Annotated in this window: 15 protein-coding genes; 8 read left to right on the top strand and 7 right to left on the bottom strand. The window is 69.5% G+C overall.

All coding sequences use genetic code 11. The annotated features are described in order from the left end of the window. Nucleotides 1–8 precede the first annotated feature (8 nt). The 6 genes from QPK32_RS03820 to QPK32_RS03795 form a co-directional block, all read right to left on the bottom strand. A complete protein-coding gene (locus QPK32_RS03820; protein WP_290411446.1) occupies nucleotides 9–1,097 on the bottom strand; it encodes a diguanylate cyclase in 1,089 nt (362 codons plus the stop codon). A gap of 8 nt (nucleotides 1,098–1,105) precedes the next feature. After that, complete coding sequence (locus QPK32_RS03815) at nucleotides 1,106–3,847, bottom strand: EAL domain-containing protein (protein ID WP_290411445.1); 2,742 nt, start codon at nucleotides 3,845–3,847, stop codon at nucleotides 1,106–1,108. Continuing rightward, the gene (locus QPK32_RS03810; protein WP_290411444.1) at nucleotides 3,844–4,293 is read right to left on the bottom strand and encodes a phosphate ABC transporter substrate-binding protein; all 450 of its coding nucleotides are present in this window, start codon (nucleotides 4,291–4,293) and stop codon (nucleotides 3,844–3,846) included. The genes QPK32_RS03815 and QPK32_RS03810 overlap by 4 nt, the downstream gene beginning before the upstream one ends. Nucleotide 4,294: 1 nt before the next feature. After that, nucleotides 4,295–5,533 carry a hypothetical protein gene (locus tag QPK32_RS03805; RefSeq protein ID WP_290411443.1) on the bottom strand — a complete coding sequence of 413 codons (1,239 nt, stop codon included), beginning with the start codon at nucleotides 5,531–5,533 and terminating at the stop codon, nucleotides 4,295–4,297. A 218-nt stretch (nucleotides 5,534–5,751) separates the two neighbouring features. Further along, on the bottom strand, nucleotides 5,752–6,270 hold the full coding sequence (locus tag QPK32_RS03800; protein ID WP_290411442.1) for a M48 family metallopeptidase: 519 nt from the start codon (nucleotides 6,268–6,270) through the stop codon (nucleotides 5,752–5,754). Between the two features lie 113 nt (nucleotides 6,271–6,383). Further along, entirely contained in the window at nucleotides 6,384–6,719 is a 336-nt protein-coding gene (locus QPK32_RS03795; RefSeq protein ID WP_290411441.1) for a KGG domain-containing protein, read from the bottom strand. A 223-nt stretch (nucleotides 6,720–6,942) separates the two neighbouring features. Here QPK32_RS03795 and purU point away from each other — a divergent pair, with 223 nt between their 5' ends. From purU to QPK32_RS03780, 3 genes are all read left to right on the top strand, one after another. After that, complete coding sequence (gene purU / locus QPK32_RS03790) at nucleotides 6,943–7,812, top strand: formyltetrahydrofolate deformylase (RefSeq protein WP_290411440.1); 870 nt, start codon at nucleotides 6,943–6,945, stop codon at nucleotides 7,810–7,812. Between the two features lie 28 nt (nucleotides 7,813–7,840). Next, complete coding sequence (locus QPK32_RS03785) at nucleotides 7,841–8,383, top strand: YaeQ family protein (RefSeq protein WP_290411439.1); 543 nt, start codon at nucleotides 7,841–7,843, stop codon at nucleotides 8,381–8,383. 133 nt (nucleotides 8,384–8,516) lie between these two features. Then, nucleotides 8,517–8,981: a copper chaperone PCu(A)C gene (locus QPK32_RS03780; RefSeq protein WP_290411438.1), complete on the top strand. Its 465-nt coding sequence runs from the start codon at nucleotides 8,517–8,519 to the stop codon at nucleotides 8,979–8,981. Nucleotides 8,982–9,077: 96 nt separating this feature from the next. On the opposite strand, the gene QPK32_RS03775 is transcribed toward QPK32_RS03780, so the two are convergent. Next, nucleotides 9,078–9,848: a head GIN domain-containing protein gene (locus QPK32_RS03775; RefSeq protein WP_290411437.1), complete on the bottom strand. Its 771-nt coding sequence runs from the start codon at nucleotides 9,846–9,848 to the stop codon at nucleotides 9,078–9,080. Between the two features lie 210 nt (nucleotides 9,849–10,058). Between QPK32_RS03775 and QPK32_RS03770 the strand changes: the two genes are divergently transcribed. The 5 genes from QPK32_RS03770 (at nucleotide 10,059) to QPK32_RS03750 (ending at nucleotide 13,300) form a co-directional block, all read left to right on the top strand. Continuing rightward, the gene (locus QPK32_RS03770; protein WP_290411436.1) at nucleotides 10,059–10,385 is read left to right on the top strand and encodes a hypothetical protein; all 327 of its coding nucleotides are present in this window, start codon (nucleotides 10,059–10,061) and stop codon (nucleotides 10,383–10,385) included. Nucleotides 10,386–10,461: 76 nt separating this feature from the next. Continuing rightward, nucleotides 10,462–11,430 (top strand): threo-3-hydroxy-L-aspartate ammonia-lyase, encoded by a 969-nt coding sequence (locus QPK32_RS03765; protein ID WP_290411435.1) that lies wholly within the window; start codon nucleotides 10,462–10,464, stop codon nucleotides 11,428–11,430. Between the two features lie 31 nt (nucleotides 11,431–11,461). Continuing rightward, nucleotides 11,462–12,103 (top strand): HAD family phosphatase, encoded by a 642-nt coding sequence (locus QPK32_RS03760; protein WP_290411434.1) that lies wholly within the window; start codon nucleotides 11,462–11,464, stop codon nucleotides 12,101–12,103. A 129-nt stretch (nucleotides 12,104–12,232) separates the two neighbouring features. Further along, the gene (locus tag QPK32_RS03755) at nucleotides 12,233–12,724 is read left to right on the top strand and encodes a DUF302 domain-containing protein (protein ID WP_290411433.1); all 492 of its coding nucleotides are present in this window, start codon (nucleotides 12,233–12,235) and stop codon (nucleotides 12,722–12,724) included. Nucleotides 12,725–12,826: 102 nt separating this feature from the next. Further along, complete coding sequence (locus QPK32_RS03750) at nucleotides 12,827–13,300, top strand: DMT family transporter (RefSeq protein ID WP_290411432.1); 474 nt, start codon at nucleotides 12,827–12,829, stop codon at nucleotides 13,298–13,300. The last annotated feature ends 10 nt before the right edge of the window (nucleotides 13,301–13,310 follow it).

Raw genomic sequence — 13,310 nt, 5'->3', positions numbered from 1 at the left:
GGCGACGCCTAGGCCGCGACCACGCGGTTGCGGCCGGCCGCCTTGGCCTGGTACAGCACCTTGTCGGCGCGGTTGACGGTATCCGTCAGCGCTTCGCCGCCGCGGCGCGTGGCCAGGCCGGCGGAAAAGGTGATGCGCAGCGTCGGGTCGATGTCCGGCAGCGCGATGGCCGCGACGTCGGCGCGCATGCGTTCGAGCAGGGCGGCGGCGTCGATCGGGTCGGTATCGGGCAGCATCAGCAGGAATTCCTCGCCGCCCCAGCGCGCCAGCATGTCGGTGCCGCGCAGGCGCGATCGCGCCGTGCGGGCGAACAGGCGCAGCACGTCGTCGCCGGCGGCATGGCCGTGCAGGTCGTTGATGCGCTTGAAGTGGTCGATGTCGAGCAGGGCGACGCAGGTCGGGCGCCCGCCCGGCGCGCGCCGCTGCTCGCGCCCCAGCGCCTCGTTCATGTGGCGGCGGTTGGCGAGGCCCGTCAGCTCGTCGACCGTGGCCAGCGTGCGGATCGTGCCCAGCGCCTTCTCCAGCTCCGCCTTCTGCTCCTTCAGGCGCGCACGCAGCTTGCTCATCTCGCCCGTGAGGAAGGTGACGGCCAGCGAGCAGGCGGCCATGATCGCGAAGGTCACCGCCTCGACGCCGGGCGGGTAGTGCAGCGGGTCGTAAGCCTGGTGCCACCACATGGTGGCGCCCAGGCCGGCCAGGCCGGCGACGGCCAGCCGCAGCGTCTGGCCCGGGCGCAGCGCGAAGGTGCAGAACACGACCACCACCATCAGCCCCATCAGCGTGGCGCCGCGCAACGGCCCGGCGATCGAATAGCCCCAGATATTGCAGCCGATGCCCAGCAGGCCCTGCAGCGTGGCGAGCGTCGTCGGCGCGATCCCGAGGCGATTGCTGGAACGGATCAGCGCATACGAGGCGACCACGATCGAGATCGTGTAGGCGGCCAGCGGCAGCAGGCTGTCGCGCGACACCAGGCCCTTGGACGAGTACAGCAGCATCAGCAGCACGAAGAAGCCGTACAGGCAGGCGGTGGCGACCCAGTAGCGCAGCATGCGGCGCATGCGCGGCTCGAGGCCGAAGACGAGGTCGACGAAGCGCATGGCGGGCTTCACTCCGCCAGCGCCGCGTGGGCGCTGCCCTGGCGCAGCTGGGCGCGCAGCATGTCGGCGATGCGTTCCGGCGGCACCGGAGGGCTGAACAGGTAGCCCTGCATTTCGTCGCAGCCGTGCGCGCGCAGGAAGTCGCGCTGCTCCTCGGTCTCCACGCCTTCGGCGATCACGCGCAGGCCGAGGCGGTGGCCCAGCGAGATCACGGCCAGCGCGATGGCCTGGTCGTCGGCGTCGTGCGCCAGGTCGCGCACGAAGGACTTGTCGATCTTGAGGGTGCCGATCGGGAAGGACTTCAGGGCCGACAGGCTCGAATAGCCGGTGCCGAAGTCGTCGATCGACAGCGACACGCCCATCGCCTTCAGTTCGCGCATGCGCTCGACGGCCCCGTTCAGGTCGCGCATCAGGAGGCTTTCCGTCACTTCCAGTTCGAGCGCGGACGGGGGCAGGCCGGAGTCGCGCAGCGCGCCGGCGATGCGTTCGACCAGGCGCCGTTCCTCGAACTGGCGCGCCGACACGTTGACCGACACCGTCAGCGCATCGAGGCCGGCCGCGGCCCAGGCCTGGGCCTGGCGGCAGGCCGTGCGCACGACCCATTCGCCCAGGCCGACGATCAGGCCGGATTCCTCGGCCAGGCCGATGAAGCGCGGGGGCGGCACCAGGCCGTGTTCCGGATGGCGCCAGCGGATCAGGGCCTCGACGCCGAACAGGCGGCCCGTGTGCAGGTCGACCTTGGGCTGGTACAGCAGGTGGAAGCTGCCGGCCGGCGTCTGCGGCGGCTGCGCCATGCCCGAATACAGCAGCGTCGCGTCCATCGCCTTGCGCATGCCTTCCAGCAGGACCAGCTTTTCCTCCACGCTGGCATTCATCTCGCGCGTGTAGAACTGGAAGTTGTTGCTGCCCAGCTCCTTGGCGCGGTACATGGCCGCGTCGGCGTTCATCATGAGCGTCTTCGGGTCGGCGCCGTCGCGCGGGTACGTCACCACGCCCATGCTGCAGCTGACCCGCACGGCCTGCTCGCCGATCTGCACCGGCTCGGTGACGGCCTGGCGGATCTTTTCCAGCAGCGGCGTGAGCGCCAGCGGGTTGTCCTGCACATCGGGCAGCAGGATCACGAACTCGTCGCCGCCCATGCGGCCCAGGGTGTCGGTGCGGCGCAGGCAGGCCTGCATGCGCCCGCCCACCACCTGCAGCAGCTCGTCGCCGGCGTTGTGCCCGAGGCCGTCGTTGACGAGCTTGAAGCCGTCCAGGTCGACGAAGACGAGGGCCAGGCGGCCGTCGGCGCGCTGGGCATTGCGGATCGCCTCGTCCAGGCGGTCGCGGATCAGGCTGCGGTTCGGCAGCCCCGTCAATTCGTCGTGGTGGGCCATGTGGCGGATGCGCTCCTCGGTGCGCTTCCTGTCCGTGATGTCGCGCACCATGGCCACGGCGCCGCCCTCGACCGGCACGAACTGGCGCTGCAGCCAGTGGCCCGTCACGGGACCGGTCTGGGCCTGCCACTCGGTTTCCATGACCTTGCCCTCGGCGACGACCCGCTGCAGCTGCTCGAACATGCCGTTGGTGCGGTAGAAGGGCATCAGCACGCCCAGCGGCCGGCCGATCATCGCGTCCTTGGCGATGCCGACGAGCTGTTCGGCGCGGCTGTTGGTGTGCTCGACGAGGAAGTCGGCGATGGCGCCGTCGGGGCCGGGAACGGTGCGCAGCACGAACACGGCGTCCAGGCTCGCCTCCGACGCCGCCGCGTAGGTTTCCTGGGCGCGCCGTTCGCGCCGGCGCGCCTTGGCCAGCTGCCAGGACCAGGCGCTGATCATGGCCACCAGCGCCACCAGCAGGGCGCTGCCGGCCGCCGCCGCGGCCAGGTAGGTGCGGCGGTGCTGCGCGTACTGCGCCATCTGCTCGCGCTCGGCCAGGCCCACCAGCACGCTCAGGGGGAAACCGTGCAGGCGGCGCACGCTGGCATAGCGCGCGACGCCGTCCGGCGCTGTCGGATGCGGCAGCGCCACCTGTTCGCCGAAGCCCGCCAGCGCGATGCGCTGGCCCCAGGAGACCTGGTCGCCGATGCGCAGCACGCGCGCCACGCCGTCGCCGCCGACCAGCGCCAGCAGGCCCAGTTCGCCCTCGCGCGAGCGCTCGTAGGAACTGGTGAAATAGGCCGGGTCGACCTCGACGATCGCGATGCCGGCGAAGCGCCCGTAGCCGTCGTTGATGCGGCGCGCGAAGCGCAGGTGCGCTTCGGCGCGGCCGGCCTGCACGGCGGCAGGCTCGCCGCGGGTCTGGCTGACGCAGGGCTCGCCCCCATCCTCGCCCTGCTGCGCCAGGAAGCAGGATTCGGCGGAGACGTCGGCCACGCCGGAGGCCGGGTTGCTGTCGACGACCTTGCCCTCGCGGTCCGCCACGCTGACCTGGAACACCAGTCCCGGCGGCAGCAGGCCCTGGCCGCGCAGCGCGGGCAGGGCCGCCCTGGCGCCGTTCAATTCGACGGCGTACTTGACCACCTTGAGGGTCTGGTCGATCGCGTTCAGGTTGCGCGCCATCTGCGCTTCGTAGGTGTCGACCTGTTCGCGCGCCGCGTCGCGCGCGGCATCCATCGCGGCGCGGCGCTCGGCGTCGATGACGTGGAACGTGGTGAGCCAGAGCGCCGCCAGCGGCAGCAGCGCGAACAGGGGCAGCGCGATATGGGTTTCCAGCGCGCGCCCGAAGCGGCGCGCCAGGCTGCCGCGCGCTGGCTTGGCGGCCGCCATCATTGCACCACCAGCACGGCGCGCACGCTGGCATCGAGCGCGCTGCGGTCGATGTAGCCGATCGCGTCGGGGTTGTCGGCGACCTTGCGCCGCACGGCCGCGCTGTCGGCCACCTCGGCCGGCGGCTGGCCGCGGCCGGTGAAGACGAGCTTGGACCAGTGCGCCTTGAGCAGGGCCGGCGTCTTGTTGGCCACGCGCGCATAGAACTCGTCGCGCAGCGGCGAGCCGAGGCGCTGGTCGAGCGGCACGGCCTCGATCCCGTCGGGGAAGCGCGCCGACTGGCCGAGGAAGATCGCGGCAACCTGGTCGGGGCGCAGCGCCGTGACGGAACTCCTGGCCGAGACGATCACGACGAGGTCGGTCCCGCGGGCGCTGCCCTGGACGCTATTGGCCAGCAGGGCGCACAGCGCGGCTGCGCCGAGGTGGTGGAAAAGCTTGGGCGCGCGCATGTCAGTACACGAAGTCGAGGGCGACGCTGACCACGTGGGCGGTCCGGTCCGAACGGAAGTCCGGCGTCTGGTTGATCAGGGTGCCGCGCGAGCCGTGGCGCGGCGTGACGCGGTCGTACTGCAGCTTGAGCGCGGCGTTCTGCACCAGGTCCCAGCGCAGGCCGACGCTGGCCGTGTCCTGTTGCGGGATCGACGACAGCAGGGTGGCCAGGCCGCCGTTCAGCGCCGCGCCGATCGCGGCGGCCTGGGGCGGCAGGGCGGCCAGCGGCAGGCCGGGGTCGGTGGAGGCGCCGCGGGCGCGCACCGTCGCCAGCGTGGCATACGGGGTCCAGGCGTTCCAGCGCCACCCGGCGCTCACGTAGGCGCTGCGCGTGGCGCCGAAGAAGAAGTCGGTGTTCAGGCGTCCCGCTTCGGCCATCACGAACCAGTCGCCCGGGTCGTAGTTCACGCCGATGTTCGCCACGCGCATGCGCTTGTGGTCCATCTCCCAGCGCCGGCTGATGGCCTGGCCCGCCGGGCCGAATCCGTCCAGCGCGCGGAACAGTTCCTCGCCCAGGTTGCTGCTCACCTCGGCCTGGATGGCGTTCACGCGCACGCTGAAGGCGCCCCGTTCGCTGACGTGGGAGACGCCGACGATGCCGCGTGCGTGGGCGGTCAGCGCGCCCGCCAGCTTCGGGTTGTCGTAGCCGTAGAACAGCTGCGAGGTATTGCGCGTGCCGCCCAGGCTCCAGTGCAGGGTGGCGTCGGCGCCGTCGCTGTTCGTCACGGGGATCACGCCATAGCCCTCCACCGGCGGACGCACCCACGGATAGGCATAGCCCACGCGGCGGTAGTCCGCCGTCAGGAACACGGGCAGGGCGACGCGGCCCACGCGCAGCGCCAGTTCGGGCGTGACCTGGTACTTCACGTTCGCCCATTCGATCCTGGGCCGGTAGCTGTTGTCCAGGCCCTGTTCGCTGACCAGCTGCACCACCGCCGACCAGCGCTTGTCCAGGTTCAGGTCGAGCTGCATGCCGAGACGGCTGTCGACGTCGGCGCTCCAGCTGCCCGAGGCGCCGGCGCCCTTGCTCTTCATGACCGAAGCCGTGTAGTCGGCATGGCGCTCGCTCGAATGCACGGCGCCGACGGTGCCGAAGCCGGACACCGACCATAAAGGCCGTTCCTGCGCCTGCGCGGCGCCGGCCATGCCCAGCGCGAGCACGGAAAGGAACAGGGTGGGACGAAGGATTGTTTGCTGCATGTTTGCTTCCTGGTGGACCAGCCATGGCGTCCGGGACGCAGACGGGCAGCGGCCGGGCACACAGCGTGCCTGCGCATCATGCAGGCGGGGTGCGCGATCGCGCGGAGCTCGACTGTAATGCCGGTTTCGGCAAATGTCGATGTCCGTTGGGAAACAAATATGATGAATTTGGCAGTTGTTGCGTAGTGGCAACGCTGTTTGTCACAATTGACGTTTCCTCACCACAGGCGGGTGCCGTCCAGGTCCAGCTGGGTCAGGTACAGGCGCACGTCGAACTCGAACTGGTAGTACTGCGGCTCCATCCAGCAGCACAGCTGGTAGAACGCCTTGTCGTGTTCCTTTTCCTTCAGGTGGGCCAGTTCGTGCACGACGATCATGCGCAGGAATTCCGGCGGCGCGTCGCGGAACACGCTGCCGATGCGGATCTCGTGCTTGGCCTTCAACTTGCCGCCCTGGACGCGCGAGACGGCCGTGTGCAGGCCCAGTGCCTGCTGGACGATGCCGATCTTGCTGTCGTAGGCGACCTTCGAGACGGGTTCGGCGTTGCGCAGGTAGTCGGTCTTCAGGTCCTGGACGTAGGCATACAGGGCCTTGTCGGTGCGGACGCCGTGGGCAGCGGGGTAGCGCTGGCGCAGGTGGTCGGCCAGCCGGCCTTCGGCGACCAGGCGTTCGACCTGGGACAGGAGATGGGAGGGATAGGCGCTCAGGTATTTCAGGTGGATTCGGGAAGCAGACATGGGACGACGACGGGGAAGACGACGGGACGACGACGGGACGACGACGGGAAACGAGAACGGCGGCATGCGGACAAGGCGCGCACTGTAGCATGCCGGTGCGCGCCCTGTCTTCGTCAACCCTCCTTGCCGCCCTGGCGGTTGCCGGCTTTCGCCGCGGCTGCCGCGCGGTTGGCCGATTGCCGGCTTTCCCCGCCCTTGCGCCCGATGTCGGCCATGTGGGCCCGGTTGCGGCTGACCACCTCACCGCCTTTCTGGCCCGCGCGGCGCGCTTCCTCCGAATCGAATTCGTGCGCCGTGCCTTTCTGGTGGGCGGCCTGGCCGCCCTTGCTGGCGATTTGTCGCTGCTGGTTCTGGTCCATCGCAGCGAAACCGCGTTTGGCCGGCTGGCTTTTCTGCTCGCTGCCGCCGGAGTCGGCATTCCCCTTGCCGCCTTCCTTGCTAGTCGCCATATCGATCTCCTTGTGCCTGTCGGTGAACGTTCCCTACCGAGCGTCCATGGATGCGCTCGTGGATTTAGAGAGGCGAGGAGAGCGATAGTTCGGGGACGGCGCACATTTTCATCTGTTCGAAACGCGTGCGGGCCCCCGTGCGCCGCCTGTTGTTGAAATGCCGAAACTGCAACATCGTGCGACAATGATCCGGCTGTCTTTCTTCAACCTATCCATCGAGCGCATGACGTATCCAGAATATATCCTGACCTTGTCCTGCCTGGACCATCGCGGCATCGTGCTGCGCGTCTCGGGCTTCCTGGCCGAGCACGGCTGCAACATCATCGACTCGGCGCAGTTCGGCGACCCGGAATCGAAGCTGTTCTTCATGCGCGTGCACTTCGCACTGGAAGACGACGCCGTGTCCGACGAACTGCTGCGCGCCGGCTTCGGCTCGCTGTGCGGCGACCTGGGCGCGTCCGGCCAGTTGCACGACGCGGGCCGCAAGCCGCGCGTGATGATCATGGTGTCGAAGATCGGCCATTGCCTGAACGACCTGCTGTTCCGCTACAAGAGCGGGCTGCTGCCGGTGGAGATTCCGGCCATCGTGTCGAACCACATGGACTTCTACCAGCTCGCGGCCAGTTACAATATCCCCTTCCACCACTTGCCGCTCGAGGCCGGTGCCAGCGAATCGGCCAAGCTCGCCCAGGAGGCGCGCATCATCGACCTGCTGGACACCCACCGCATCGACCTGGTCGTGCTGGCGCGCTACATGCAGATCCTGTCGCCGGGGCTGTGCGAAGCCTTGAAGGGCAGGGCGATCAACATCCACCACTCCTTCCTGCCCAGCTTCAAGGGCGCGCGCCCGTATGCCCAGGCGCACAAGCGCGGGGTCAAGCTGATCGGCGCCACCGCCCATTTCGTCACCGGCGACCTGGACGAAGGCCCGATCATCGAGCAGGACGTCGAACGCGTCGACCACGCCATGCGCCCCGAGGAATTGACGGCGATCGGGCGCGACGTCGAGAGCGTCGTGCTGGCCCGCGCGGTCAAGTGGTTCGTGGAACACCGCATCCTGCTGAACGGCGACAAGACCGTCGTGTTCAGCTGAACCTGACAAAGAAAGTAGGCAGCACCCGATGGCCCTGAAAGCAACGATCTACAAGGCAGACCTGAACATCGCGGACATGGACCGCAATTACTACCAGGAGCACGCGCTCACCATCGCGCGCCATCCTTCGGAAACCGACGAGCGGGTGATGATCCGCCTGCTCGCCTTCGCCTTGCACGCCGACCCGGCGCTCGCGTTCGGCAAGGACTTGTTCGACGTCGAGGAACCGGCCCTGTGGCTGAAGGACCTGACCGGCGCGATCCAGACCTGGATCGAGGTCGGCCAGCCCGACGAACGCCGCCTGCTGAAGGCCGCCGGCCGCGCCGAGCGCGTGATCGTGTACAGCTACAGCGCCACCAGCGACATCTGGTTCAAGGGCCTGGCCAGCAAGATCGACCGCAACCGCAAGATCAGCGTCGTCAACATCCCCGCCGGGACCAGCGCGCAGCTGGAAAAGCTGGCCCAGCGCAGCATGCAGCTGCAGTGCACGATCCAGGACGGCCAGGTGTGGCTGACCGACGGGACCGAGACGGTCATGGTCGAGCGCGAGGTGCTGATGGGGCAGGCCTGACAAGATATACTGCAGATGTGCGTCGTCCCTGCGCAGGCAGGGACCCAATGTCTCCAGCGCTGCCACAATGCGTGCAACATTGGGCCCTGCCTGCGCAGGGGCGACGGTGGTTTCTCTTGAACGGATTACGCCCATGACCCAACGCCTCCTGCCCCGCCTCCTCGCCCTGGCCGCCGCCAGCCTCGTCTCCAGTGCCGCGCTGGCCCAGGTCAGCGTGACGGAACCGTGGATCCGCGCCACCGTCCCGACCCAGAAGACGACGGGCGCGTTCATGCAGCTCAAGTCGGCCAAGGCGGCGCGCCTGGTCGAGGTCAAGAGCCCCGTCGCGGGCCGCGTCGAAATCCACGAGATGGCGATGCAGGGCCAGACCATGCGCATGCGCGCCGTCGACGGCCTCGACCTGCCGGCCAACCAGAGCGTGAACCTGGCCTCGGGCGGCTACCACATCATGATGTTCGACCTGCAGCGCCAGCTGAAGGAAGGCGAGCAGGTGCCGCTGACGCTGACGGTGCAGGATGCCGCCGGCAAGCGCGAGAGCGTGGCGGTGCAGGTGCCCGTCAAGCCGCTCGCCTACAAGCCGGCCGGCGCGGCGCATTGAGGCGGTAGGGTGGACGGGTTTCCCGTCCACGCGTTCATGCGCCGGTCGAACGCCTGGACGGCGATCCGTCCACCCGACCGTGTCGTGCGCCCCCCATCAATTCGGCGCCGACCCGATGCGGCGCGCGCTGCCCGAACCGGCCACCGAGGTGCTGACCTTCGGGTCGCCGTAGTATTCGACGTCGCCCGAGCCGGCCACGGAAAGGCGCAGCGCGTCGCGCACCCACAGCTTGGTGTCGCCCGAACCGGCCACCGACACGCTGGCGCTGTCCACGCGCACGTGGGCCATGTCGACGTCGCCCGAGCCGGCGATCGAGGCGCGCAGGTTGCGCGCGCTGCCGTCCTTGATGTCCAGTTCCCCGCTGCCGCCCAGGTTGACGGACAGGTCCTCGCCCTCGACGCGCCCGACCTTGATCTCGCCCGAGCCGCCGATGTCGAAGCGCAGGCGCTGGCCGCGCATGGTGTCGATGTCGATGTCGGCCGAACCGGCCAGCGTGACGCGGTCCAGGCCGCGCGTCTGCACGACGATCTTCAGGTGGCGCGTGCGCACGTTGGTGTCGCGCTTCGTGCGGATCTTCAGCGTGCCGTCCTCGACGACCGTCTCGATCAGCGGCATCAGGTTGCCCTCGGTCTCGATCGTGACGCTTTCGGTGTTGCCCGTGCGCACCTGGACGTCGCCGGCCAGCGACATCGACAGGCCCGAGAAGTGGCCGGGCGCGCGCTCCTGGCGCGTCACGGGACCGCTGCCCGTCACCGTCTCGCTGCCCCAGCCCCGGGCATCGGCCTGCGGGGCCGCGATGGCGCAGGCGAGGGCGCAGGCGCCGACCAGGAGGCGGCGGCGGCTGGTGGTGGTGTGGCTGGCGGTCATGGCGTAATCCTCCGTATGGTTGTGGTCGTCGGGATGCGATGGTGGCATCGTAGGCAGGCCGGCCCGCCGCCGCGAGCGCTTTGCGACGAACTGCAGCGAACGCGTGCTGGAATGCGCGCAGACGGGTCGAACGGCGAGGGGCCCAGCGGTGCGGCGCCGCCGCCGCGCTTCTGCTAAGGTGGCATCGGATCAATCCCGCGGGAGGACAGCATGGACCGGTTCCTGATCGTTTACCGCGGCGCCGCCGACGGTTCCAAGGATGCGCCGCCGCGCGCGCCCGGGGGCTGGCGCGACTGGTTCGCGCGCCTGGGCGACGCCGTGGTCGACCCCGGCAGCCTGGCCGCGGCCGCCGTCGAGATCCCGAACCGGCTGCTGGGACCGAAGGAATCGACCAGTTCGCTGTCCGGCTATGCCGTCGTCCAGGCGGTGGATTTCAACGCGGCCGTCGCGCTGGCCGAGGCTTGCCCCATCTTCGACGAGGGCGGCTCGGTGGAGATCGCGCGCCTGGCCGGCTCCCCCGACGCCTCTCCCGGCTGAGCCTTCCTTCCGGGCGGCGGACGCGGCTACAATGGCTGTCTCGACGCATCATCGCCAGCCACCAGAAGGAACCACCATGAGCACGCTCCAGCCGCCGACCTATGCCGACGTCGCCGCCGCCGCCGACCGCATCGCGGGCATCGCCAACCGCACCCCGGTGCTGACCTCGCGCACCGCCAACGAACTGTTCGGCGCCGAGCTGTACTTCAAGTGCGAGAACCTGCAGCGCATGGGCGCCTTCAAGTTCCGCGGCGCCTGCAATGCGCTGGCCCGGTTCACGCCCGAGCAGCGCCGCGCCGGCGTGGTCGCGTTCTCGTCCGGCAACCACGCGCAGGCGATCGCGCTGGCGGCGAAGCTGCTGGGCATGCCGGCCACCATCGTGATGCCGCAGGACGCGCCGGCCGCCAAGGTCGCGGCGACCAAGGGTTATGGCGGCAACGTCGTCACCTACGACCGCTACACGGAAGACCGCGAGCAGATCGGCCGCGAGCTGGCCGAGAAGCACGGCCTCACGCTGATCCCGCCCTACGACCACCCGGACGTGATCGCCGGCCAGGGCACGGCGGCCAAGGAGCTGTTCGAGGAAGCCGGTCCGCTGGACGCCTTTTTCGTCTGCCTGGGCGGCGGCGGCCTGCTGGCCGGCTCCGCGCTGGCCACGCGCGCGCTGTCGCCGGACACGACGCTGTACGGCGTCGAGCCGGAGGCGGGCAACGACGGCCAGCAATCGTTCCGCAGCGGCGCCATCGTCCACATCGACACGCCCAAGACCATCGCCGACGGCGCCCAGACCCAGCACCTGGGCCAACTGACGTTCCCGATCATCCGCCGCGACGTCGACGACATCCTGACGGCCAGCGACGACGAGCTGGTCGACTGCATGCGCTTCTTTGCCGAGCGCATGAAGATCGTCGTCGAGCCGACGGGCTGCCTGGGCTTCGCCGCCGCGCGCCGCATGAAGGACCAGCTCAAGGGCAAGAAGGTCGGCATCCTCGTCAGCGGCGGCAACGTCGACCTGGCGGCGTTCGCCGCATACTTGGCTCGATGAGTGGCCCGATGAGCTGGGGCGCTGATCCGGCATGCTGAAGGCGATCCTGTGGGATAACGACGGCGTCCTCTCGGACACGGAGCGCCTGTTCTTCGACGCCAACCGCGACGTGCTGGCGGAGCACGGCATCGTGCTGACGCACGCGGACTACGTCGCCTGGTACCTGGAGGAGTCGCGCGGCGCCTGGCACCTGCTGCCGCCCGCCGAGGTGCCGGCGGCGCGGCGCGCGCGCGACGCCCGCTACGCGCAGCTGCTGGCGCAGGCGACGGCGCCGCTGTGCTTTCCCGGGGTGGAAGCGATGCTGGCGCGCCTGGCGCCGCGCGTGGACATGAACATCGTCACCGCCTCGTACGCCGAACACATCGCGCTGGCGCACCGCCATGGCGGCGTGCTGCGCCACATCGGCAAGGTGTTCGCGCGCGAGGAGGGCATGCGGCCGAAACCCCATCCGGACCCCTACCTGCATGCCTTGCGCCGGCTCGGACGCGATGCGGGCGAGTGCATCGCCGTCGAGGATTCGCCGCGCGGCGTGGCGGCGGCCACCGCCGCCGGCCTGCGCTGCATCGCGCTGCGCAGCGACCTGTTGAAGGACTATCCGTTCGCCGGCGCCTGGCGCGTCGTCGACTCGCACGCCGCGCTGGAGCGCGAACTCGATACGCTGCTGGCGGCCTGAGTTTCACCTGCCTCCTGGCCGGAAGGCGGGGCGCCGTGCGCGGCGCCGCGTTTCGGGTTACCATGCCCACTAATATGACGATCATCATAAATCCGTCATGCCACCCGCCAGCAAGCAAGGAGAACCGCCATGAGCACCATCAGCCGCCACATCGACCGCATCGCCGTCGAGCATGTCACGATCCGTTCTTCCCAGGCCTTCGATGCCGTCAAGGCCAAGCTCGAACGCACCGTGCCCCGCATCGACGACGGCATCTTCACGCTGCTGCGCTACGGCGAGCACGCCCGCGCGCTGCGCGAGCTCGAGGCCTTGCCGGCGCTGACGATCTTCGGCATGCGCGACCACGGCGCGCTGCTCGGCACCGTGGGCCAGCAGCGGCGCGCCATCCAGTACGACATCGGCAACCCGCTGACGGCATCGCGCATGACGCGCCACGACTTGTCGGCCGGGCTGTACGCGCCGATCCGCGTGCTGCTGCGCGACGACGGGCAGGGCGGGACCGTGTTCGAATACGACCGGCCCGTGTCCGTGTTCGGCCAGTTCGGCGACGAGCGCGTGGATGCCGTCGCGCGCCATCTGGACCAGGACCTGATGGATGCGCTGGAGGCCGCCGCGGCGTGACGGGCCGCGCATGCGCCGCAGGGGTGTCGCCGGCCGTGCACCGGTTTGCTACAATCGCGCACTCTTTTGGTGAATCCCGGCCGCGGGCCGGTGTCGTAGCGCATGAATGTCCTGTTGTTCGCCGTCGCCTTCGCGGCCGGCATCGCCGTTTCCTTCCAGGCCGCCATCAATAGCCAGATGGCGGCCGCCGTCGGCGCCAATTCCGTCGTCGCGGCGCTCGTCTCCTTCCTGTGCGGGACGTGCGCGCTGGCCGTCATCGCCTTCGTCCGCGGCGGCCTGCCGGATGCGCTGGCGGCCTTGCCGCAGCAGCCGCTATGGAAGTTTTCCGGCGGCTTCCTGGGCGCCGCCTTCATCTTCTGCACCGTCGTGCTGGTGCCGCGCATCGGCATCCTGAACATGGTCGTGCTGGTGATCGCGGGGCAGTTGCTGACGTCGATGGCCATCGACCACTTCGGCCTCGTCAACGTGGCCATGCGCAAGGTGAGCCCGATCCGCCTGGCCGGGGCCGCCGTGATGATCGCCGGCGTCGGCATGGCGCTGTTCGGCGACCGCATCGCCCAGTTGTTGCGCGGCTGAAGAAAAATAT

The sequence above is a fragment of the Massilia sp. YIM B02763 genome, assembly GCF_030412015.1.
In the GTDB taxonomy this organism is placed as follows: domain Bacteria; phylum Pseudomonadota; class Gammaproteobacteria; order Burkholderiales; family Burkholderiaceae_D; genus Telluria.
The sequence above is the reverse complement of the archived record's forward strand: the minus strand, read 5'-3'. Positions and strand labels throughout refer to the sequence as shown.

Coding starts and splice junctions, on each gene's coding strand:
- QPK32_RS03755 (WP_290411433.1), top strand. CDS start 12,233: ATGAGCACCATCAGCCGCCACATCGACCGCATCGCCGTCGAGCATGTC.
- QPK32_RS03775 (WP_290411437.1), bottom strand. CDS start 9,848: ATGACCGCCAGCCACACCACCACCAGCCGCCGCCGCCTCCTGGTCGGC.
- QPK32_RS03760 (WP_290411434.1), top strand. CDS start 11,462: ATGCTGAAGGCGATCCTGTGGGATAACGACGGCGTCCTCTCGGACACG.
- QPK32_RS03785 (WP_290411439.1), top strand. CDS start 7,841: ATGGCCCTGAAAGCAACGATCTACAAGGCAGACCTGAACATCGCGGAC.
- QPK32_RS03780 (WP_290411438.1), top strand. CDS start 8,517: ATGACCCAACGCCTCCTGCCCCGCCTCCTCGCCCTGGCCGCCGCCAGC.
- QPK32_RS03800 (WP_290411442.1), bottom strand. CDS start 6,270: ATGTCTGCTTCCCGAATCCACCTGAAATACCTGAGCGCCTATCCCTCC.
- QPK32_RS03750 (WP_290411432.1), top strand. CDS start 12,827: ATGAATGTCCTGTTGTTCGCCGTCGCCTTCGCGGCCGGCATCGCCGTT.
- QPK32_RS03820 (WP_290411446.1), bottom strand. CDS start 1,097: ATGCGCTTCGTCGACCTCGTCTTCGGCCTCGAGCCGCGCATGCGCCGC.
- QPK32_RS03795 (WP_290411441.1), bottom strand. CDS start 6,719: ATGGCGACTAGCAAGGAAGGCGGCAAGGGGAATGCCGACTCCGGCGGC.
- QPK32_RS03815 (WP_290411445.1), bottom strand. CDS start 3,847: ATGATGGCGGCCGCCAAGCCAGCGCGCGGCAGCCTGGCGCGCCGCTTC.
- purU (WP_290411440.1), top strand. CDS start 6,943: ATGACGTATCCAGAATATATCCTGACCTTGTCCTGCCTGGACCATCGC.
- QPK32_RS03810 (WP_290411444.1), bottom strand. CDS start 4,293: ATGCGCGCGCCCAAGCTTTTCCACCACCTCGGCGCAGCCGCGCTGTGC.
- QPK32_RS03770 (WP_290411436.1), top strand. CDS start 10,059: ATGGACCGGTTCCTGATCGTTTACCGCGGCGCCGCCGACGGTTCCAAG.
- QPK32_RS03765 (WP_290411435.1), top strand. CDS start 10,462: ATGAGCACGCTCCAGCCGCCGACCTATGCCGACGTCGCCGCCGCCGCC.
- QPK32_RS03805 (WP_290411443.1), bottom strand. CDS start 5,533: ATGCAGCAAACAATCCTTCGTCCCACCCTGTTCCTTTCCGTGCTCGCG.